A 20,871-nucleotide genomic window follows, 5' to 3' on the forward strand; every position below is an offset into this window, starting at 1 on the left:
GATGGCCGATGCAAGCAATGCTGAAGTCCCCCAGGGGGCGCTGTCCGGGCTGCGCGTCGTCGATGCATCGCGCGTGCTGGCGGGCCCGTTCTGCGGCCAGATCCTCGGCGACCACGGCGCTGACGTGATCAAGATCGAAGCGCCGGAAGGCGATGAGTGCAGGGGCTTCGGCCCGCCTTTCGTGGACGGCGCATCCGCCTACTTCCGCGCCGTCAACCGCAACAAGCGCAGCATGATCCTCGACCTGAATCGCGAGGCCGACAGGGAGACCTTCTGGCAGCTGCTGGAGACCGCGGACGTGCTGATCGAGAACTTCAAGGCGAGCACGCTGAGGACCTGGGGCATCGACAATCCGTCCCGCATGACGGAGCGTTTCCCGCGGCTCATCCACTGCCGGATCACCGGCTTTGGCGATGACGGTCCGCTGGGGCAGCTGCCTGGCTACGATGCGGCAGTGCAAGCCATGGCCGGCCTGCTTAGCATCAACGGCGAGCCCGGAGGCAATCCCATTCGCCTTGGCGTGCCGGTGGTGGATCTGACCACCGGCATGAATGCCGCCATGGCGGTGCTGCTGGCTTTGAATGCGCGCAACCAGACCGGTCGCGGCCAGCTGGCCGATGTGAGCCTGTACGACTCCGCGGTATCGGTCGCCCATCCGTTCCTGACCAATTTCCTGGCCTCCGGGGTGACGCCGAAGCCGACCGGAAACAGTCATCCCAATATCGTTCCGTACGACATCTTCCAGACCGCGACCTGCCCGCTGTTCGTCGCGGTGGCCAATGACCGCCTGTTCGGAAAGCTGTGCCAGGCATTGGGTGCCGGCCACCTGCCGGATGACGAGCGCTTTGCCACCAATCGCCAGCGAGTGGCCCATCGCGACGCGCTGACTGCCGAGTTGTCCAGAGCCTTTGCCGCGGTGGACGGTGAATCCTTCGGCAAGGCGCTGCTGGCACAGAACGTCCCTGCGGCTCCCATCCTGAGCATCGCCGATGTTGCCGCGGCCCCCCACACCTTGCACCGGCAGATGGTAGTCCGGCAAGGCGACTACATCGGTCCCGGCGTTCCGATCAAGCTGAGCGGGACGCCGGCGTCGATCCGGACCGGTCCGCCGGCACTGGGTAGCTTGAAGGGAGTAGCCGGCGCGGCGACCGCCGTCTGGAAGAAGTGAGTCGTCAGCAAGCACAGAACAATGACAGGAGACAGAAATGAAGCACATCGTTCAGGCGGTCTTTTTCAGTACCGCGCTGTTGGCCAATGCAGCGGTCTTCGCGGCGGACACATATCCGGGCAACAAGCCCATCAAGATTGTCGCGGCGTTCTCGGCAGGCAGTGCCACCGACACCAGCGCGCGCATTCTCGCGGAAGAGCTGCGCAAGGACCTGGGGACAACCGTAGTCGTTGAGAACCGCCCCGGTGCCCAGGGTGTCATCGGTACCGAATACGCGGTCAAGTCACCAAAGGACGGCTACACGCTGACCATCTCCAGCAGCTCCATCAATTCGATCAATCCCGGGCTGATCAAGGACCTTCCGTACGACGCGACGCGAGATTTCACCCACATTGCGCGCCTCACCACCATGCCGGCATTGCTGCTGGTTCGCAACGACAGCGATATCAAGACCGTGGCGCAGCTTGTGGAGCGCGGCAAGAACGGCAAGCTGAACTTTGGCTATGGCTCGCCGGGCGGCCAGGTTGCGGCGGAAGCGTTCAACCGGATTGCCGGCATCCAGGCCGTCGGCGTTTCCTACAAGAGCCAGCCGCCGGCGCTGACTGATCTGGCCGGCGGACAGATCGACTATGTCGTCGGCGACCTGTCGGTCGCAACGGCGCTGATGAGGGGAGGGAAGATCCGTGCGCTTGCCGTCAGCACGGAACATCGCCTGCCGGAGTGGAAGAACGTCCCCACGTTTGCGGAAGCGGGCTTCAAGTCCTACGACCTGGTGTTCTGGGTCGGGCTTGCCGGACCGGCAGGGATGCCGCCGGAAGTCGTGCAGCGCCTGAATGCGTCGGTCAACAAGGCGCTGGCCAGGCCTGAGGTGCGCGAGCGCTTCTTAGGCATGGGCATGGAGGTCGCGCCGAACGGGGTCGAGGCGCAGCAACAATTTGTGCGCGCGCAGTTGCAAAGCTGGGCGGCGCGGATGAAGGAGGCGAATATCAAGCCGGAGTGAAGATGTGGAAGGAGGGCACTGCGCCGTGGGGCGATGAGGTCGCGGCAACTTGACCGTGCCCGGGGGAATCCTTGCCCGACCCAGCCCTCTAAGCTCCAGACATCATGACTGGAGCCTGGACGAACATGGCAGGTAAGACCCAATACGACGTCCTCGACACCGGCGCCGGCAAGCCGGTCAAGCTGTGGACGCGCGGCGTGCCGGTGGAGGGCGCCGCGCGCGAGCAACTGGTGAATACGGCCCGGATGCCGTTCATCTTCCGCCATCTGGCGGTGATGCCGGACGTACATCTGGGCAAGGGGTCGACGATCGGCTCGGTGATTCCGACCGTCGGCGCCGTCATTCCCGCTGCGGTAGGCGTCGATATCGGCTGCGGCATGATGGCGGTAAAGACCTCGCTGACCGCCTCCGACCTGCCCGACAACCTGGGCCAGCTGCGCAGCGCGATCGAGCATGCCGTGCCGCATGGCCGCAGCGCGCAGGGCGGGCGGCGCGACCAGGGCGCGTGGGGCAACGCGCCGGCGCACGTCGATGCCGCCTGGGCCGAGATGGCGCCGGGCTTTCGCCGCATCACCGACAAATACCCGCACCTGGCGCGCGCCAACCATCGCAATCACCTTGGCACGCTGGGCACCGGCAACCACTTTATCGAGGTGTGCCTGGACGAGTCGCAGTCGGTCTGGTTCATGCTGCACAGCGGCTCGCGCGGCATCGGCAATGCGATCGGCACCACCTTCATCACGCTGGCGCAGCAGGACATGCGCCAGCACCTGGCCAACCTGCCGGACCGCGACCTGGCTTACCTGGTGGAAGGCTCCTCGCACTACGAGGACTACATCTACGCGGTGTCATGGGCGCAGTCCTACGCTCGCCGCAACCGCGAGCTGATGATGGAGGCGGTGCTGGCCGCGGCGCAGCGGGTGCTGCGCAAGCCGTTCCAGGCGCAGCTGGAGGCGGTGAACTGCCACCACAACTACGTGCAGAAGGAACATCACTTCGGCGCCGACGTGCTGGTCACGCGCAAGGGCGCAGTCAGCGCGCGCGCCGGCGAGCTGGGCATCATCCCGGGCTCGATGGGCGCGCGCTCGTTCATCGTGCGCGGCAAGGGCAATCCGGAGTCGTTCTGTTCCTGCAGCCACGGCGCGGGCCGCACCATGAGCCGCAGCGAGGCCAAGCGCCGCTTCACCGTGGCCGACCAGAAGCAGGCCACGCAAGGCGTGGAATGCCGCAAGGACGCCGCCGTGATCGACGAGATCCCGATGGCGTACAAGGACATCGACGCGGTGATGGCGGCGCAGTCAGACCTGGTGGAGGTGGTGCACACGCTGCGGCAGGTGGTGTGCGTGAAGGGTTGATCTTCGCCGTCACGCCAGGCGCGCTAGCGCCCGAACTGCCCCAGCACCGTCCCCACCGCCTCGAGCCCCGCCTCGATCATGTGCTGCATGTAGCTGCCCATCTGCGGCATCACCAGCATCAGCACCAGCAGCCCGCCCGACAGCGTGACCGGGAAGCCCACCGCGAAGATCGACAGTTGCGGCGAGGCGCGGTTGAGGATGCCCATGGCCAGGTTCAGGATCAGCAAGGCGGCGATCATCGGCAGCGCCAGCAGCAGGCCGGAGGCGAACACCATGCCACCGGCGCGGGCCACGGCGAAGGCGCCGCCCGCGGACAGCGGGGTGCCGCCGATGGGCAGGGTGTTGAAGCTGTCGACCAGGGCGCCGAGCATCAGCAGGTGGCCGTCGAGCGCCAGGAACAGCAGCACCGCGATCAGGTTCAGGAAGCGCGACAGCACCATGGTCTGGCCGCCGGCGGCGCGGTCGAAGAAGGACGCGAACGACAGGCCCATCTGCAGACCGATGATCTCGCCGGCCTGCTGCACGGTGGCGAACACCAGCCGCATGACGAAGCCCGTGGCCAGGCCGATGCCGACTTCATTGAGGATGATCAGCAGTCCGTCGAAGGAGTACACCGGCACCACCGGCACCTGGGCGATGGTGGGCGAGACCACCATCGCGATCATCGCCGACAGCGCGATCTTGGCGCGCCGCGGGATGGTCGATTCACCGAACAGCGGCGCGGTGCCGATCAGCGCGAGGATGCGGAAAAACGGCCACAGGAAAGCCGCGAGCCAGCCGTATAGCTGGGCTGAGGTGAACTCGATCACGGCGGCGGGTCAGCGGGCAGGCAGAGGGCGGGAGGGCAACGCCGGCGGACAGCGGCGGCTGGCGGCGGCGTGGGCGGCCGCCGTCAGTGCGCCAGCGCGGGGATGCTCTGGAACACCTCGCGCATGTAGTCGACCATCGCGTTGATCATCCACGGGCCGGCCAGCACCATGGTGGCGAACAGCGCGATCAGCTTGGGGATGAAGCTCAGCGTCATCTCGTTGATCTGGGTCGCAGCCTGGAACAGGCTGACCACCAGGCCGGCGGCCAGCGCTACCAGCAGCAGCGGGGCGGCCAGCAGCAGGGTCATCTTCATCGCCTGGGTGGCGATGGTCATTACGGTCTCTGGGGTCATGGCTCTTGCGAAGAAAAGGCTGGCGCGGGCGCCCGGCGTCAGCTCATGAAGCTCTGCGCCAGCGAGCCCAGCAGCAGTTGCCAGCCGTCGACCAGCACGAACAGCATCAGCTTGAACGGCAGCGAGATGGTGGCCGGCGGCACCATCATCATGCCCATCGCCATCAGCACGCTGGCCACCACCAGGTCGATGATCAGGAACGGGATGAAGATGGTGAAGCCGATCTGGAACGCGGTCTTCAGCTCGCTGGTGACGAAGGCCGGCACCAGGATGCTGAGCGGCACTTCCTCCGGCCCCTGCATCTCCGGCGCCTTGGCCATCTGCGCGAACATGGCCAGGTCCTTCTCGCGGGTCTGGCGCAGCATGAAGGCCTTGAGCGGCTCGGCGGCCTTGGCCGCGGCGGCCTCGAGGCTGAGCTTGTTGTCGGACAGCGGCTTGTAGGCGTCGTTGTAGACGCGGTCGAACACCGGCGCCATCACGAAGAAGGTCAGGAACAGCGACAGGCCCACCAGCACCTGGTTGGGCGGCGAGGTCGCCGTGCCGAGCGCGTTGCGCAGCAGCCCCAGCACGATGATGACGCGGGTGAAGCCGGTCATCATCAGCATCGCCGCGGGCAGGAACGACAGCGAGGTCAGCAGCACCAGTGTCTGCACCGGCAGCGACCAGATCTGGCCGCCGCCCGGTGCGGGCTTGCTGATCACGCCGGGCAGCGCCGCCTGGGCCCACGCTTGCGCGGGTATGAGCGCGGCAACGGCCAGCAGCAACGCCAGCACGGAAAGGCGGGACATCAGCAACGAGGTCGGCCCTGCGGCGCGGCCTGCGCGCGGCAGCAATTGCCACGGCGTGGCAAGCGGGTAAGTCATGATTTGAACTGGGCCTGCATCGAGCGCAGCAGCTTTTCGGCAAAGCTGCCGCCGGTGGGCGGTTGCGACGGTCCGGCGACGATGTGCGCGCCCCCGGTCTGGCCGGCGGCCGGCGAGCCTGCCGCCATGGTGTGCAGCGGCCGGATTTCGCCGGGGCTGACACCCAGCACCAGCCAGGTATCGCCGACCTCGACCAGCACCAGGCGCTGGCGTGCGCCCAGCATGGTGCTGCCGACCACCTTCATCGCGCCGCCGGTGGCGTGGCGCACCAGGCCGGCACGCCGTGCCATCCAGGCCAGGCCCAGGATCAGCGCGATGATGGCGAACAGCCCCAGCCCGGCCTGCGCCAGGCTGGCCGCGCCGCTGATGGCGGGCGCCGGCGTGCCTTCGGCGGCAATTGCGGCGCCGGGAAGCGCGGCCAGCGCAGCCAGCAGGGCGCGGGTTGCGGCTGTCATTTGTTCAGCTTCCGGATGCGTTCGGACGGCGTGATGATGTCGGTCAGGCGGATGCCGAACTTGTCGTTGACCACCACCACTTCGCCCTGCGCGATCAGGTAGCCGTTGACCAGCACATCCATCGGCTCGCCGGCCAGGCCGTCGAGTTCCACCACCGAGCCCTGCGCCAGCTGCAGCAGGTTCTTGATCGGCACCTTGGTGCGACCCAGCTCCACGGTCAGTTGCACCGGGATATCGAGGATCATCTCGATATCGTTGCGGAAGCCGCTCGGCGCTTCCTTGGCCAGCGGCGGGAAGACCGTGGCGGCGGCGGGCGTGGCGGCTGCCGCCGGCGCAGCAGCGGCGGGGATCTCGGCGGAAGTGGCGCTGGTCTGCTCGGCCAGCGCGCTGGCCCAGTCGTCCATCGGGTCGACCGGCTTGTCCTCGATGCCGTCAGTCATAATCGGTGTCCTCGGTATCCAGGTGGGAATCGCCGTCCTGGTGATTGATCATTCGTTCTACCCGCAGCGCGTACTGGCCGTTCATGGTGCCGAAGCCGCATTGCATCACGGGCACGCCGTCCACCTTGCCGAACACCTTCTCGGGCAGCTCGATCGGCAGCACGTCGCCGGCGCGCATCGCCAGCACCTCGGCCACCGTGCTCTGCAGGTGCGCGAACTCGGCCACCAGCTCGACCTCGGCCGCGCGCAGCTGCGTCGACAGTTGCGTGACCCAGCCCTTGTCGACCTCCTTCTCGTCCTGCAGCGGATTCATCAGCAGGTCCTTGAGGGGCTCGATCATCGCGTACGGCAGGCATACGTGCAGCTGGCCGCCGACGGCGCCCAGCTCGATGTGGAAGGCGGTGGTCACCACGGCCTCGTTGTGCGTGGCGACGTTGGCAAACTTGGGGTGCATCTCCGAACGGATGTACTCGGTCTCGATCGGATGCACGGTGCGCCAGGCATTGCCGTAGCTGGTCAGCGTCAGCTCCAGCATGCGCTGGATGATGCGTTGCTCGGTCTGGGTAAAGTCGCGGCCTTCCACGCGGGTGTGGAAGCGGCCGTCGCCGCCGAACAGGTTGTCGACCACCAGGAAGACCAGGTTGGGGTCGTAGACGAACAGCGCGGTGCCGCGCAGCGGCTTCAGGTGGACCAGGTTGAGGTTGGTCGGCATCGGCAGGTTGCGCGCGAAATCGCCGAACTTCTCGATCCTGACGCTGCCCACGGAGATGTCCGCGCCGCGGCGGATGAAGTTGAACAGCGCCGTGCGCAGCGAGCGCGCAAAGCGCTCGTTGATGATTTCCAGCGTATGCAGGCGGCCGCGGATGATGCGTTCCTGCGTGGCCAGGTTGTAGGGGCGTACCCCGCCATCGTCGGGCGCAGTCTCGCTGGCCTTGGGCGTATCGGCCTCGCCGGATACGCCCTTGAGCAGCTCGTCTACCTCGTCTTGCGAGAGGAACTTGTCGTAGGCCATCTAGTGTCCTGCCCCTTGTGCGGCGTTATGGATGAAACGTGCTGCCCCGGCTTGCGCTTACTGCACCACGAACGAGGTGAACAGCACGTCCAGCACCTGTTGCGCCGGCAGGCCGCTGGCAAACGGCTTGCTGATGGTGTCGCGGATGTCGTCGGCCAGCTTGCGCTTGCCGTCGACCGTGGCCAGCTCGGCCGGCTGCCGCGCAGACAGCAACAGCAGGATGCGGCTGCGTGCCTCGGGCAGGTACTGGGCCAGGCGTGCCTGGGTGGCGGCGTCAGCCACCTTCAGCGACAGCCCGGTATGCAGGAAGCGGTCGCCGTCCTCGCTGCGCAGGTTGACGGTGAACGCGTCCAGCGGCACGAAGATCGGCGGCGGAACAACCGGAGCGGCGGGCGCTGCGGGCGCCGCCGGCTGGCGGTTGCTCAGCACGCTGCCCAGCACGAAGCCTCCGGCACCCAGTGCCACAACCAGCACGCCGGCGCCGATCAGCAGCAGCCGGCCGCGCTTGCCTGTGTTGCCAGTCCGGGGAGGGGAAGCCGTGTTCGCCATGAGAAGCCTGTATCGGAATGCCTGCCATTCTTCCGGAATCGCAGGCCAGCAAAGGGCCGAAAAAAAGGGGGAAACCCTTTCAGCTTGGCCATTTGAGCGGAAAGGGAGCAGGCACGGCTACACGAGCGGGCGCCGTTGTGTTGCGCGCCTGCAAGCTGGTTAACGCAGCTTGGTCGGGGAACTTGAGGGCGGCGGGGCAGGGGATGGCGGCATGACGCGCGACGTCACGGGTTCGGGCAAGGGTTGTGGCCGGTCCTGCCGCGGCTGGACGGGGCGCCGTTTCGCGCATTCCCTACTACGCTACTCGGGTAGCAGGCCATGCAGAACGGCTACTCATCCATTCGCCAAGTCTTTGTTTGGCATGGACTTTCGCTCAAACACTCTTATATAAGATATAAGACATTTGACCCAGGAGCCGCTTCGGACTACAATCGCGACGTACCGAGTCTTTCTAAACCTAATTACTCAGCAGGTTCCCATGCTTGAAAACTATCGCGCACATGTGGCCGAGCGCGCCGCGCTTGGCATCCCCCCTCTGCCCCTGACCGCCAAGCAGACGGCCGAGCTGATCGAACTGCTGAAGAACCCGCCCGCCGGCGAAGAACAGAACCTGGTGGATCTGATCTCCAACCGCGTGCCCGCCGGCGTCGATGACGCCGCCAAGGTCAAGGCCTCGTACCTGGCCGCCGTGGCGCTGGGCAAAGAGAAGTGCGCGCTGATCTCGCGTGCCAAGGCCACCGAGCTGCTGGGCACCATGCTGGGCGGCTACAACATCTCGCCGCTGATCGAGCTGCTGGACGACGCCGAAGTCGGCACCGTCGCCGCCGACGCGCTGAAGAAGACCCTGCTGATGTTCGACGCCTTCCATGACGTGAAGGAGAAGGCCGACAAGGGCAACGCCAACGCCAAGGCCGTGCTGCAAAGCTGGGCCGACGCCGAGTGGTTCACCAGCCGTCCGGAAGTGCCGCAAAGCCTGACCATCACCGTGTTCAAGGTGCCGGGCGAAACCAACACCGACGACCTGTCGCCGGCGCCGGACGCCACCACCCGCCCGGACATCCCGATGCACGCCCTTGCGATGCTGAAGAACAAGCGCGAAGGCGCGGCGTTCCAGCCGGAAGAAGACGGCAAGCGCGGCCCGGTCAAGTTCATCGAATCGCTGAAGGAAAAGGGCCACCTGGTCGCCTACGTCGGCGACGTGGTCGGTACCGGCTCCTCGCGCAAGTCCGCCACCAACTCGGTGCTGTGGTTCACCGGTGAAGACATCCCCTTCATCCCGAACAAGCGCTTCGGCGGCGTGTGCCTGGGCAACAAGATCGCCCCGATCTTCTACAACACCATGGAAGACGCCGGCGCGCTGCCGATCGAGCTCGACGTGTCGAAGATGGAAATGGGCGACGTGGTCGAGCTGCGCCCGTACGAAGGCAAGGCCCTGAAGAACGGTGAAGTGATCGCCGAGTTCAAGGTCAAGTCCGACGTGCTGTTCGACGAAGTCCGCGCCGGCGGCCGCATTCCGCTGATCGTCGGCCGCGGCCTGACCGCCAAGGCGCGCGAGGCGCTGGGCCTGGCCCCGTCGACGCTGTTCCGCCTGCCGCAAAACCCGGCCGACACCGGCAAGGGCTACACGCTGGCACAGAAGATGGTCGGCCGCGCCTGCGGCCTGCCCGAAGGCAAGGGCATCCGCCCGGGCACCTACTGCGAACCGAAGATGACCTCGGTGGGCTCGCAGGACACCACCGGCCCGATGACCCGCGACGAGCTGAAGGACCTGGCCTGCCTGGGCTTCTCGGCCGACCTGGTGATGCAGTCGTTCTGCCACACCGCCGCCTATCCGAAGCCGGTCGACGTCAAGACCCACCACACGCTGCCCGAGTTCATCAGCACCCGCGGCGGCATCTCGCTGCGCCCGGGCGACGGCGTGATCCACTCGTGGCTGAACCGCATGCTGCTGCCTGACACCGTCGGCACCGGCGGCGACTCGCACACCCGCTTCCCGATCGGCATCAGCTTCCCGGCAGGTTCGGGCCTGGTCGCCTTTGCCGCCGCCACCGGCGTGATGCCGCTGGACATGCCGGAATCGGTGCTGGTGCGCTTTAAGGGCCAGATGCAGCCGGGCGTGACCCTGCGCGACCTGGTCAACGCGATCCCGCTGTACGCGATCAAGCAAGGCCTGCTGACCGTGGCCAAGCAAGGCAAGAAGAACATCTTCTCGGGCCGTATCCTGGAAATCGAAGGCCTGCCCGACCTGAAGGTCGAGCAAGCGTTCGAGCTGTCGGACGCCTCGGCCGAGCGTTCGGCCGCCGGTTGCACGGTGCGCCTGAACAAGGACCCGATCATCGAATACATCAACAGCAACATCACGCTGCTGAAGTGGATGATCGCCCAGGGCTACCAGGACCCGCGCAGCCTGCAGCGCCGCATCAAGGCCATGGAAGCGTGGCTGGCCGATCCGAAGCTGCTGGAGCCGGACGCCGACGCCGAATACGCCGCCGTGATCGAGATCGACCTGGCCGACGTGCATGAGCCGATCGTCGCCTGCCCGAACGACCCGGACGACGTCAAGACCCTGTCCGACGTGGCCGGCGCCAAGATCGACGAAGTTTTCATCGGTTCGTGCATGACCAACATCGGCCACTTCCGCGCGGCGTCCAAGCTGCTGGAAGGCAAGCGCGACATCCCGGTCAAGCTGTGGGTGGCCCCGCCGACCAAGATGGACCAGAAGCAGCTGACCGAGGAAGGCCACTACGGCGTGTTCGGCACCGCCGGTGCCCGCACCGAAATGCCGGGCTGCTCGCTGTGCATGGGCAACCAGGCCCAGGTGCGCGAAGGCGCGACCGTGATGTCGACCTCGACCCGCAACTTCCCGAACCGCCTGGGCAAGAACACCAACGTGTACCTGGGTTCCGCCGAACTGGCGGCGATCTGCTCGCGTCTGGGCCGCATCCCGACCAAGGACGAGTACATGGCCGATATTGGCGTCATCAACCAGAATGGCGACAAGATCTACAAGTACATGAACTTCGACCAGATCGAGGACTTCAAGGAAGTGGCTGACGGCGTGACGGTGTAAGTTGCCGTAGGCAATTGGCATGAAGAAGGGGCCCCGCGGGGCCCCTTTTCTGTTTGTACGGTGCCCTGCAAGCCCGCCGACACCGGTTTATGATCGGTCTCTTTCGTCGTCCGGCAGCTTCCCCAGGTTGAGGAAGCGCCCGAACCAGGAGCCCGTGTGCCCGATCTGTCCGCTTTCCCCATCACCCGCAAATGGCCGGCGCAGCATCCCGACCGCATCCAGCTCTATTCGCTGCCCACGCCCAACGGCGTCAAGGTGTCAATCATGCTGGAAGAGGCCGGCCTGCCGTACGAGCCGCACCTGGTGCGCTTCGATACCGATGATCAGCTGTCGCCGGAATTCCTGTCGCTGAACCCGAACAACAAGATCCCGGCGATCCTCGACCCCAACGGCCCGGGCGGCAAGCCGCTGGCGCTGTTCGAATCCGGCGCGATCCTGCTGTACCTGGCCGACAAGTCGGGCAAGCTGATCCCCGCCGATCCGGCGCGCCGCTACGAGACCATCCAGTGGGTGATGTTCCAGATGGGCGGCATCGGCCCGATGTTCGGCCAGGTGGGCTTCTTCCACAAGTTCGCCGGCAAGGACTACGAGGACAAGCGCCCGCGCGACCGTTACGTGGCGGAGAGCCGGCGCCTGCTCAAGGTGCTCGAGCAGCGCCTGGAAGGCCGCGCCTGGATCATGGGCGACGAGTACACCATTGCCGACATCGCGACCTTGCCGTGGGTGCGCAACCTGGTCGGCTTCTACGAGGCGGGGGACCTGGTCGGCTTCAAGGACTTCGTCAATGTGCGGCGCGTGCTGGATGCGTTCGTACAGCGTCCGGCGGTGGTGAAGGGGCTGGATACGCCGCATCGCGGCTGAGCGCGCCGGGGCAGGGCCGGGCGTCGGGTCGGGCATCGTCCTACATGGCGCGTTCCGCGGCGCCTACAGAGCGCCGGTCGCTCTACGTCCTATAGTCCAGGCACAGGCGCGCGGCCCTGCGTGGCCTGAGGAGCCCGGACCATGCCGATGCCCACCCCCTTGCGCCCGCCGTTGCGCCCGTCCTTGCACCTGTTGCGCACCGCCATGCTGGCGGGCGCGGTGCCCGTGATCGCCGCGCTCGCCGCCTGCGGCGAATCCGCCAAGCTGCCGTCCGAAGCCGGCTTCGGACCCACGCCGCAGCTGCCGCCGCCGCACGAGACCGCCATCCCCACCGTCAAGATCGCGCCGGCCATCGGCTGGGCTCCGGGCCATCGTCCGGTGCCGGCCGAAGGCATGGTGGTGACGGCCTTCGCCGACAAGCTGGACCATCCGCGCTGGGTCTATGTGCTGCCCAACGGCGACGTGCTGGTGGCCGAGAGCAATGCCCCGCCCAAGCCCGACGACGGCAAGGGCATTAAGGGCTGGATCATGAAGATGGTGATGAAGCGCGCCGGCGCCGGCACGCCCAGCGCCAACCGCATCACGCTGCTGCGCGACAGCAATGGCGACGGCGTCGCCGACCAGCGCTCGGTGTTCCTGAAGGATGTGAATTCGCCTTTCGGCATGGCGCTGGTCGGCAATGACTTCTACGTGGCCGCCACCGACGCGCTGCTGCGCTTCCCCTACCAGCCCGGCCAGACCGAAATCAGCGCCGCGCCGCAGAAGGTGGTCGACCTGCCCGGCGGCCCGCTCAACCATCACTGGACCAAGAGCCTGATCGCCAGCCGCGATGGCAGCAAGCTGTACGTGACCGTGGGCTCGAACAGCAACGTGGGCGAGAACGGCATGGACAAGGAAGTCGGCCGCGCCGCGATCTGGGAGGTCGACCGCAGGACCGGCGCGCACCGCATCTTTGCCAGCGGCCTGCGCAATCCCAACGGCATGGCGTGGGAGCCGGTCACCGGCATGCTGTGGACCGCCGTCAACGAGCGCGACGAGATCGGCAGCGACCTGGTGCCGGACTACATCACCTCGGTGCGCGACGGCGGCTTCTACGGCTGGCCCTACAGCTACTACGGCCAGCACGTGGACCAGCGCGTGAAGCCGCCGGCACCGGACCTGGTGGCCAAGGCGATCGTGCCCGACTACGCCGTGGGTGCGCACACCGCCGCGCTCGGCCTGGCCGCGGCCGGCGGCAACAGCCTGCCGGCGCGCTTCAGCGAAGGCATGTTCGTCGGCCTGCATGGCTCGTGGAACCGGCGCCCGCTGGCGGGCTACAAGGTGATCTTCGTGCCGTTCAGCCAGGGCCGGCCGCAAGGCGCGCCGTTCGACGTGCTGACCGGGTTTGTCGACGACGACGGCAAGGCGCGCGGGCGACCGGTGGGCGTGGCGATCGACCAGCGCGGCGGCCTGCTGGTGGCCGACGATGTCGGCAATACGGTCTGGCGGGTCAGCGGGGCAAGATAGTCCGGCCACGGCGCGGCACGCCGGCGCGGCTAGAATGGCGCGATCCCGCGCTGCCTGCCGGCGCCGACTTCGCTGCCGCCCATGTCGCTCACCGTCTTCGCCGTCGTCCTGCTTGCCGCCTTCCTGCATGCCGCGTGGAATGCCGTGGTCAAGGGCGGCGGCGACAAGCTGCTGTCGACCGTGATGGTGGCGGTGACGGCTGGCCTGATGGCGGCGCTGGCGCTGCCGGCGCTGCCGCAGCCGGCGGCCGCGAGCTGGCCCTTCATCGCCGCGTCGGTGGGCGTGCACGTGGTGTACTTCGCGCTGGTGGCGCGGATCTACCGCAGCGCCGACATGAGCCTGACCTACCCGCTGATGCGCGGCTGCGCGCCGTTGCTGGTGGCGCTGGCGAGCGTGGGCTGGCTGGGCGAGCAGCTGTCGGCGCTGGCATGGGGCGGCATCGCCGTGATCAGCCTCGGCATCCTCGCCATGGCCGGCGGCGCACGCGGCCTCCGTGGCGTTCAGGGCAGCCGCGAGGGCGTATGGCTGGCGCTGCTGAACGCGCTGGTGATCGCCACCTATACGCTGATCGATGGCACTGGCGTGCGCCGCTCCGGCGCGCCGGTGGCGTATGCCTTCTGGATCTTCGTGCTGACCGCGGTGCCGCTGGCGGCATGGGCGCTGGCGACGCGCCGTTCGGAACTGGCCGGCTACGTGCGGCGCAACCTGGTGTTCGCGCTGGTGGGCGGTGGCGGCACGCTGGCGTCCTACGGGCTGTCGCTGTGGGCCATGACGCGCGCGCCGGTGGCGCCGGTAGCCGCCTTGCGCGAATCTTCGATCCTGTTTGGCGCGCTGATCTCCGCGCTGCTGCTCAAGGAACGCGTCGGCGCCGCCCGACTGGGCGCGGCCTGCCTGATCGCCGCCGGCGTGGCGACGCTGCGCTTCGCCTGAACGGGTGAAGCCCGGCGGCCGGGTGCTCGCCCGAGCGCCTGGCCGCTGATTGTGCGCGGCGCTGTCTATACTTGGCTTGACCGGGTTCTCAGGACGCTTCAGCGCTGCGTCCGCACACCAACATCACCAATACACGCCCGCCCGTCTGGACATCGTCGCCGAGGAGTAGGCATGGACCATACCGCAGATTCGTTTCGCGCCTTTGAACTGGCTGGGTGGGAAGACCCGGAAGTCGTCAGCCGGTACCAGGAGCACCTGTCGCACGTGACCCGGCAATCGGTCGAGGCCCTGCTGGACGCCGCGCATGTGGCCGGCGGGCAGCGCGTGCTCGACGTTGCATCCGGCTCTGGCTACGTCGCGGCCGGAGCGGTGCAGCGCGGCGCCGAGTCGGTCGGTATCGATTTCGCGCAGGCGCAGGTGCAACTGGCGCGCAAGCTGCATCCCGAGGTCCAGTATCAGCAGGCCGACGCGCAGGCGCTGCCGTTCGGCGATGCCAGCTTCGACGCCGTGGTCAACGGCTTTGGCCTGTGCCATATGTCCGACCCGGACGCGGCGCTGGCCGAGGCCTTCCGCGTGTTGCGCCCGGGCGGGCGCATCGCCTTCACGGTATGGGATACGCCCGAGCGCGCGGTCGGCTTCGGCGCGGTCTATGCCGCGATCCGCGCCTATGGGTCGATGGACGTCGATATCCCGGTCGGGCCGAACTTCTTCCTGTTCAGCGATCCCGGCCACTGCCGCAGCGCCTTGCAGCAGGCCGGCTTTGTCATGCCGACCTGCCGCAGCGTGCCGCAGGTCTGGCGCTTCTCCACGCCCGACCAGCTGTTCGACGCGCTGGCCCAGGGCACCGTGCGCGCCGCCGCCACGCTGCGCGCGCAGACCCCCAAGGCCCGCGATGAAATCCGCGCCGTGCTGCGCGGCACCGTTGCCGGCTATATGCGCGGCAGCGGCTTCGAGGTGCCGATGCCGGCGGTGCTCGCGGCGGCGGTCAAGCCCTGAGGGAGCGTGCTGCTGGACCGCCACGTACCGATTTGCCGACGCAGTGTCTCTGTTGCGCAGCATTAAAGTAAGAAAAATCCGAAACCACTTGGATTTGGGCGGCCAGGCGAATGCAATAAGCTTGCAACCGCGCATTTTCTCTGGCCTCTCGCTATACCCCTGATGAAGCTCCGTTCGATCCAAGCGCGACCACCGTTGGCGGCGATACCACAAGCCCACTATGAGGCGGGTTCTCATCGCTAGGAATCGATGCCAGAATGCGTGCGGGGTAAATGGGGTAATAGGAACGAGGAGAAAGATAAGTGGACTTTATCGATGAAGTACGAGCACTTGCGTCCCGCGTTGCTGCGGCAAAGGACATGCTTCAGACAGAAGAGGCAACCAAGAACGCCATGGTAATGCCATTCATTCATCTTCTTGGTTACAACGTCTTCGACCCTCTGGAAGTCACGCCGGAGCTCATCGCTGACGTTGGAACGAAGAAAGGCGAAAAGGTCGATTATGCGATCCTCCGGGAAGGCAAGCCGATCATGCTATTTGAATGTAAAAAAAGCGGCGGCGATCTTCATATTAATCACGCGAGCCAGCTTTTTCGATACTTCCATGTTACGGAAGCGCGCTTCGGTGTACTGACAAACGGCCTCGCTTACCGCTTCTTCACAGATCTTGAAAAGCCAAACAAGATGGATGAGAAGCCATTCTTTGAATTCAACATTCTGGATTTCAGGGATCAGGAAGTCGAGGAGCTTAAGAAATTCGCGAAATCCAATTTTGATTTGGAGAGCATTCTTACAACTGCGAATCACCTTAAATATACTCGTGCAATAAAAAATACTCTAAACGAGTGGATGTCGAATCCGCCGGAAGAATTCGTTCGAATGGTGTCATCGGAATTTCTCGCGGGTAAGCAATTCCGAGCCGCGGTGAAGGACCAGTTCACGCAGATCACCAAGCACGCCTTTCAACAATTAATAGCTGACAAGATAAACGAACGTCTGAAAGGTGCCATGACACCGGAGCCGCCATTGACCTTGGTGCGGGATCCGGAGCAGGCAACTACGGAACCTGGGGCACGTGATGAGCCTTCAGCGCTTGAGATGGAGGCTTTCCAGATCATAAGAGCGATTTTGCGGCCGATTGTGTCTCCTTCCCGTGTCGCGATTCGAGACGCCGCCAGTTACTGTGCGATATTGTTTGATGACAACAATCGCAGGCCGATTTGCAGGCTGCGATTCAATAACGAGTCCCGACTGGTTATCGGGTTATTTGACGAAAGCAAAGAAGAAGAACGGATTCCGCTTAAGAGTCTCGATGACATTTTTGATCACTCTGACCGGTTGCAAGCATGCGTCAACTCATACCTTCGGCCAACGGCAGGTGAAAGTCTAGATGTTGATAGAGAGTTGCGGAAGGCATAACAGGTGTGCAGCGGAGGCGGCCTGTGCAAATTGAGTGACGAGTGGTTTCTTCAGAGTTCAACTAGTGCAGGCTGCCCGGCCACAGTTGCTAATCGCCCGTGGTGTTGGACGCCAACCGACACCCCCGAGGCCAGCGTCGGCCGGATGCCACCACTTCATCCCCGGAAAGTGCAGCAATCCCCGCTGCAGCCAGGCTTAGCCTGGTGGCACAGTCATTGCGCAATAGCCAGCGAGCGCGGCGCGCCGCTCGTTGTGCCACCTGCCAGCAATGGCTTCCCGGAGAATCCCGATGAATACCCGACCCCCATGCCAGAACGGGCAGGCCGCGTCGCGCCCGTCCGCCATCCGACACCGTTCGCGCCAGGCCGTGGCGCTGCTGCGCGTGCTGGGCCTATGCCTGAACAGCGTCGCCTGCGCGCAGTCCGAGGCGCCGCAGGTCGCCACCGCGCCCGCGGTGCAGGCGGTGACACCGGAGCGCAAGTTTGCGCCCGGTTATCTGGAGGCCGCGGCCACCGGCTATGACAATGGCCTGGCCTGGCAGGAGCCGGAAGGCATCGCACCATTGCGGCCGCCACGCGAGGCGCGCAGCGTGCGGGCGCAAGCCGGCCGGGATCAGGAATTGGTGCGGAAATGACAAGGCTTCATCTGCCCGTCACTGCCACCTCGCCCTCGGTCCAGTCTTCCACGCGCAGGCCGGGATAGGCGGCAAAGTCGCGGACATTGCGCGTGACCACGGTCAGGCCTTCGGCAATGGCATGCGCCGCGATCAGCTTGTCCAGCGCGTCGGCCTTGCGTTCGCGCGTGGCGGCGCGGACCGGGCCATAAGCGCGCGCCGCCGCCGCATTCAGCGGCAGCACCGGCACGCGCCCGACCAGCGCCTGCAACGCGCGCCGGGCCCGCTGCGGATCGCGCGACACGGTGACGCCGAATTCCAGTTCGGCCAGGCTGATGGCGGACAGCACCACGTCACCTTCGAAGCACCGGCCAAGGCGTTCGGCGACCTGGGGAGGCCGGTTCTTCATCAGGTAGATGCACATATTGGTGTCGAACATATACCTGGCCATCAGAACCCCTCCCGCTCGGACTGGGTCTGGTCTTCACGCCCTGGCGCCATGAAGTCGTCCGGGAAGGCGGCGAACACATCGAGCAGCCCGGTCAGGCGCCGTTGCGCGGGCCGGATGCGCAGCTCATCGCCGATCCGCTCGATCTCAAATTGCATGTCGGTGTCGGGATAGGCCAGTTCCGCGGGAATGCGCACCGCCTGGGAATTGCCATTGCGGAAGATACGGGTGAAAGGCATCGAGAGTTCCATGTACATCCTTGTAGGTACAAAGCATAGCACCATCGCAGCAGAAGTACATCCAGGTGTGTATGGGCCGATTCTCAATCGGCTACTCTTGTCTACAATGCGCCACGTCGACCCCGATCCTTTGCCACCATGGACATCGAACTCGCCCGCACCTTTCTGCAAGTCGTGCGCGACGGCAGCCTGCTGGCCGCCGCCGACAAGCTGCATGTCACCCAGACCGCAGTCACCGCGCGCATCAAAAGCCTGGAAGCGCAGCTGAACTGCCGGCTGTTCGAGCGCAACAAGGCGGGGGCGCGGCTGACGCCGGACGGGCAGCGTTTCCTCGGCTACGCCAGCCAGCTGGTGCAGACCTGGGAGGCGGCGTGCCGCGAGCTGCCGTTGCCGGCGGGGCTGGCCAGCCTGTTCCGCTATGGCACCGAGATCAGCCTGGGCAATCCGCTGGTGCTGCTATGGGCGACGCGCCTGCGCCAGCGCATGCCGGCGCAGGCGGTGCGGGCAGAGGTGGGCGAGGGGGCTGAGCTGCAGCGCAGGCTGCAGTCGGGCGCGCTCGATGCCGCGCTGGTGTACCAGCCGGAATACGCGCCCGGCATGCACGTGGAAGCGCTGATGGAAGAGAAGCTGGTGCTGATCCGCTCGACGCAGCGCGACGGCGGCTATGTCTATGTCGACTGGGGTCCGGAGTTCCGCCGCCAGCATGACAGCGCGCTGCCGGAGCACGCGCGCGCGTCGCTGTACTTCAACCTGGGGCCGCTGGCGTTGCAGTACATCCTGCAGTACGGCGGCAGCGGCTATTTCCGCACGCGCGTGGCGCAGAGCTATCTGGACAGCGGCGCGCTGGCACGCGTGGCCGGCGCGCCGGAGTTTTCGTATCCCGTGTTTCTGGTTTGCGCGGAGGCCCCTGCGGGCCCGGCGCGCGAAGCGGTGGATATCCTGCGCGAGATCGTGCGGGAAGAATCAGACTGGTCGCAGCGCTGGGACTTCCCGCAATAGTGCTCGGGCGTTGCCGCCCGGCAATCAGATTCGCACCGGCACCAGTTGAGCCGAAGGCGCGGGCACGGCCACCAGGCGCCATTGCCGCACGCGTCGCGTCCGGCCGCCGCCACCCCTGCGTGGCGGACGCGGTTCCAGACCGGCAAAGCGCCCGTGTAACTGCGCGCGCGCAAAGACAGGTTCCGGCACCCGCGTGCCAATCAGCCAGGTGACGCTGCCCCCCAGCGCCACCAGTGCCAGCGCCAGTCCAATCCAGAGGATGGCTTCCATGTTCCCGCTCCATCGAATCGTTATCCGTGGTTCCAGTATTGGCACAAAGCGTGCCGGCGGGTAAATGAAAGTTATTTGCAGTTCATATCAACAAAATTGCATTGAACCGGCTTTTCAGACCAGCCCGGGCCGTGCGGAGACGTCAAGAAAATTCATCTGTTCCGACGAATCTCGTAGGCGCTTCCCGACCGACACTGGCCCGGTCTATCGCACAACACCTGGAGACCCCCGATGCAACGCCTGATCTTCGAAGCCGAACACGACGCCTTCCGCGAATCCGCCCGCCGCTTCTACCAGCGCGAGGTCGGCCCGCACGGCGAGCGCTGGCGCGAGCAGGGCTGCGTGGACCGCGAGGTGTTCCGCAAGGCCGGCGAACAGGGCTACCTGCTGATGTGGGCCGACGAGCAATACGGCGGCGCCGGCGTGCAGGACTTCCGCTACGAGCAGATCCTGATCGAGGAAAACGCGCGCCACGGCGACTCCGGCTTCTTCGGCACGCTGCACTCGCGCCTGGTGGCGCCCTACATCGGCCGCATCGGCAATGAAGAACAGCGCCAGCGCCTGCTGCCCGCGGCGGCGCGCGGCGAGTCGATCTTTGCCGTGGCCATGACCGAGCCGCAGACCGGCTCGGACCTGGCGGGCATCCGCACCCGTGCCGAGGACCATGGCGACCACTGGGTGCTGAACGGCGCCAAGACCTATATCTCGAACGGCCAACTGGCCGACGTGGTCATCGTGGTGGCCCGCACCGACCCGGAGCGCAGCCATGGCCTGACGCTCTTCATCGTCGAACGCGGCATGCCCGGCTTCGAGCGCGGGCGCAAGCTGCGCAAGCTGGGCCTGCACTCGCAGGACACCTCGGAGCTGTTCTTCGACAACGTCAAGGTGCCCAAGGCCAACGTGCTGGGCGAACCCGGCCAGGCCTTCCGCTACCTGACGCGCCATCTGGCCGAAGAGCGCCTGATCGGTGCCTGCGGCTACATGGCGTCGGCGCAGGTGGCGTTCGATATCACGCTCGACTACGTGCGCGAGCGCAAGGCCTTCGGGCGCGCCATCGGCACGTTCCAGAACTCGCGCTTCAAGCTGGCCGAACTGCGCGCGCAACTGGATGCGCTGCAGACCTTTGTCGACCAGTGCGTGCTGCAACACAATGCCGGCACGCTGACGGTGGAGACCGCGGCGTCGGCCAAGCTGCTGACGTCCGAGCTGCAGGGGCGCATGGTGGACGAGGGCGTGCAGCTGCACGGCGGCGCCGGCTATATGGAGGAATACCGCATCTGCCGCATGTATGCCGATGCGCGCATCTCACGCATCTATGCCGGCAGCAGCGAGATCATGAAGGAGATCATCGGCCGCGGCCTGGGCTTGGATGATCGCGTGAAGGCATAAACCCAGTCAGGAAAGCTCCGACGGCACGGCCGGCAACGGCCGTGCCGTTTGTCGTTTTTTGAGAATGGTCAGGGTTTTCGCGTACATAAAGGCGTTTGTCAGGCGAATGAAAGCCGTTTGTAAAGCGG

The 20,871-nt window shown here is 65.9% G+C and carries 22 protein-coding genes; 12 read left to right on the forward strand and 10 right to left on the reverse strand.

Annotation, left to right across the window (positions count from 1 at the left end):
* Window position 1 precedes the first annotated feature (1 nt).
* The 3 genes from A2G96_RS22820 to A2G96_RS22830 all read left to right on the forward strand — a co-directional run bounded on the left by A2G96_RS22820 (window position 2) and on the right by A2G96_RS22830 (window position 3,523).
* Window positions 2-1,168 (forward strand): CaiB/BaiF CoA transferase family protein, encoded by a 1,167-nt coding sequence (locus A2G96_RS22820; protein WP_062802505.1) that lies wholly within the window; start codon window positions 2-4, stop codon window positions 1,166-1,168.
* 37 nt (window positions 1,169-1,205) lie between these two features.
* Window positions 1,206-2,168, forward strand: a complete 963-nt coding sequence (locus A2G96_RS22825; RefSeq protein ID WP_062802506.1) for a Bug family tripartite tricarboxylate transporter substrate binding protein — start codon at window positions 1,206-1,208, stop codon at window positions 2,166-2,168.
* A 125-nt stretch (window positions 2,169-2,293) separates the two neighbouring features.
* The gene (locus A2G96_RS22830; RefSeq protein WP_062802507.1) at window positions 2,294-3,523 is read left to right on the forward strand and encodes an RtcB family protein; all 1,230 of its coding nucleotides are present in this window, start codon (window positions 2,294-2,296) and stop codon (window positions 3,521-3,523) included.
* A gap of 23 nt (window positions 3,524-3,546) precedes the next feature.
* Here the strand turns inward: A2G96_RS22830 and fliR are convergent, their stop codons facing one another.
* From fliR to fliL, 7 genes are all read right to left on the reverse strand, one after another.
* Window positions 3,547-4,332 (reverse strand): flagellar biosynthetic protein FliR, encoded by a 786-nt coding sequence (gene fliR / locus A2G96_RS22835; RefSeq protein WP_062802508.1) that lies wholly within the window; start codon window positions 4,330-4,332, stop codon window positions 3,547-3,549.
* 83 nt (window positions 4,333-4,415) lie between these two features.
* A complete protein-coding gene (fliQ, locus tag A2G96_RS22840; RefSeq protein WP_012355210.1) occupies window positions 4,416-4,685 on the reverse strand; it encodes a flagellar biosynthesis protein FliQ in 270 nt (89 codons plus the stop codon).
* A gap of 38 nt (window positions 4,686-4,723) precedes the next feature.
* Complete coding sequence (gene fliP / locus A2G96_RS22845) at window positions 4,724-5,473, reverse strand: flagellar type III secretion system pore protein FliP (RefSeq protein WP_150124301.1); 750 nt, start codon at window positions 5,471-5,473, stop codon at window positions 4,724-4,726.
* A gap of 71 nt (window positions 5,474-5,544) precedes the next feature.
* Entirely contained in the window at window positions 5,545-6,003 is a 459-nt protein-coding gene (gene fliO / locus A2G96_RS22850; RefSeq protein ID WP_062802510.1) for a flagellar biosynthetic protein FliO, read from the reverse strand.
* The gene (gene fliN / locus A2G96_RS22855) at window positions 6,000-6,443 is read right to left on the reverse strand and encodes a flagellar motor switch protein FliN (RefSeq protein WP_062802511.1); all 444 of its coding nucleotides are present in this window, start codon (window positions 6,441-6,443) and stop codon (window positions 6,000-6,002) included. The genes fliO and fliN overlap by 4 nt, the downstream gene beginning before the upstream one ends.
* Window positions 6,436-7,455 (reverse strand): flagellar motor switch protein FliM, encoded by a 1,020-nt coding sequence (fliM, locus tag A2G96_RS22860; RefSeq protein ID WP_062802512.1) that lies wholly within the window; start codon window positions 7,453-7,455, stop codon window positions 6,436-6,438. Before fliM ends, fliN begins: the two co-directional genes overlap by 8 nt.
* A gap of 57 nt (window positions 7,456-7,512) precedes the next feature.
* On the reverse strand, window positions 7,513-8,004 hold the full coding sequence (gene fliL, locus A2G96_RS22865; RefSeq protein ID WP_062802513.1) for a flagellar basal body-associated protein FliL: 492 nt from the start codon (window positions 8,002-8,004) through the stop codon (window positions 7,513-7,515).
* A gap of 478 nt (window positions 8,005-8,482) precedes the next feature.
* Here fliL and acnB point away from each other — a divergent pair, with 478 nt between their 5' ends.
* The 7 genes from acnB (at window position 8,483) to A2G96_RS22900 (ending at window position 17,419) form a co-directional block, all read left to right on the forward strand.
* Window positions 8,483-11,074 carry a bifunctional aconitate hydratase 2/2-methylisocitrate dehydratase gene (gene acnB / locus A2G96_RS22870; RefSeq protein WP_062802514.1) on the forward strand — a complete coding sequence of 864 codons (2,592 nt, stop codon included), beginning with the start codon at window positions 8,483-8,485 and terminating at the stop codon, window positions 11,072-11,074.
* 156 nt (window positions 11,075-11,230) lie between these two features.
* On the forward strand, window positions 11,231-11,935 hold the full coding sequence (locus A2G96_RS22875; protein ID WP_062802515.1) for a glutathione S-transferase N-terminal domain-containing protein: 705 nt from the start codon (window positions 11,231-11,233) through the stop codon (window positions 11,933-11,935).
* Window positions 11,936-12,076: 141 nt separating this feature from the next.
* A complete protein-coding gene (locus A2G96_RS22880; protein ID WP_062802516.1) occupies window positions 12,077-13,441 on the forward strand; it encodes a PQQ-dependent sugar dehydrogenase in 1,365 nt (454 codons plus the stop codon).
* A gap of 81 nt (window positions 13,442-13,522) precedes the next feature.
* Window positions 13,523-14,371, forward strand: a complete 849-nt coding sequence (locus A2G96_RS22885) for an EamA family transporter (protein ID WP_062802517.1) — start codon at window positions 13,523-13,525, stop codon at window positions 14,369-14,371.
* 171 nt (window positions 14,372-14,542) lie between these two features.
* Window positions 14,543-15,367, forward strand: coding sequence for a class I SAM-dependent methyltransferase (locus A2G96_RS22890; RefSeq protein WP_062802518.1), 825 nt, complete (start codon window positions 14,543-14,545; stop codon window positions 15,365-15,367).
* Between the two features lie 302 nt (window positions 15,368-15,669).
* Window positions 15,670-16,785, forward strand: a complete 1,116-nt coding sequence (locus A2G96_RS22895) for a type I restriction endonuclease (RefSeq protein ID WP_062802519.1) — start codon at window positions 15,670-15,672, stop codon at window positions 16,783-16,785.
* Between the two features lie 289 nt (window positions 16,786-17,074).
* Complete coding sequence (locus A2G96_RS22900) at window positions 17,075-17,419, forward strand: hypothetical protein (RefSeq protein WP_062802520.1); 345 nt, start codon at window positions 17,075-17,077, stop codon at window positions 17,417-17,419.
* 7 nt (window positions 17,420-17,426) lie between these two features.
* Here A2G96_RS22900 and A2G96_RS22905 read toward each other — a convergent pair whose 3' ends face one another.
* Both A2G96_RS22905 and vapB read right to left on the reverse strand, forming a co-directional pair.
* Entirely contained in the window at window positions 17,427-17,849 is a 423-nt protein-coding gene (locus A2G96_RS22905; RefSeq protein ID WP_062802521.1) for a type II toxin-antitoxin system VapC family toxin, read from the reverse strand.
* Entirely contained in the window at window positions 17,849-18,097 is a 249-nt protein-coding gene (gene vapB / locus A2G96_RS22910) for a type II toxin-antitoxin system VapB family antitoxin (RefSeq protein WP_417926438.1), read from the reverse strand. Before vapB ends, A2G96_RS22905 begins: the two co-directional genes overlap by 1 nt.
* A 126-nt stretch (window positions 18,098-18,223) precedes the next feature.
* Here vapB and A2G96_RS22915 point away from each other — a divergent pair, with 126 nt between their 5' ends.
* Window positions 18,224-19,084, forward strand: a complete 861-nt coding sequence (locus A2G96_RS22915; protein ID WP_062802523.1) for a LysR family transcriptional regulator — start codon at window positions 18,224-18,226, stop codon at window positions 19,082-19,084.
* Window positions 19,085-19,108: 24 nt separating this feature from the next.
* Here A2G96_RS22915 and A2G96_RS22920 read toward each other — a convergent pair whose 3' ends face one another.
* Complete coding sequence (locus tag A2G96_RS22920; protein WP_062802524.1) at window positions 19,109-19,354, reverse strand: hypothetical protein; 246 nt, start codon at window positions 19,352-19,354, stop codon at window positions 19,109-19,111.
* A gap of 231 nt (window positions 19,355-19,585) precedes the next feature.
* Here A2G96_RS22920 and A2G96_RS22925 point away from each other — a divergent pair, with 231 nt between their 5' ends.
* A complete protein-coding gene (locus tag A2G96_RS22925) occupies window positions 19,586-20,743 on the forward strand; it encodes an acyl-CoA dehydrogenase family protein (protein ID WP_062802525.1) in 1,158 nt (385 codons plus the stop codon).
* Window positions 20,744-20,871: the final 128 nt, after the last annotated feature.

Origin of the sequence: Cupriavidus nantongensis (assembly GCF_001598055.1) — a bacterium.
Taxonomy (GTDB): Bacteria; Pseudomonadota; Gammaproteobacteria; order Burkholderiales; family Burkholderiaceae; genus Cupriavidus; species Cupriavidus nantongensis.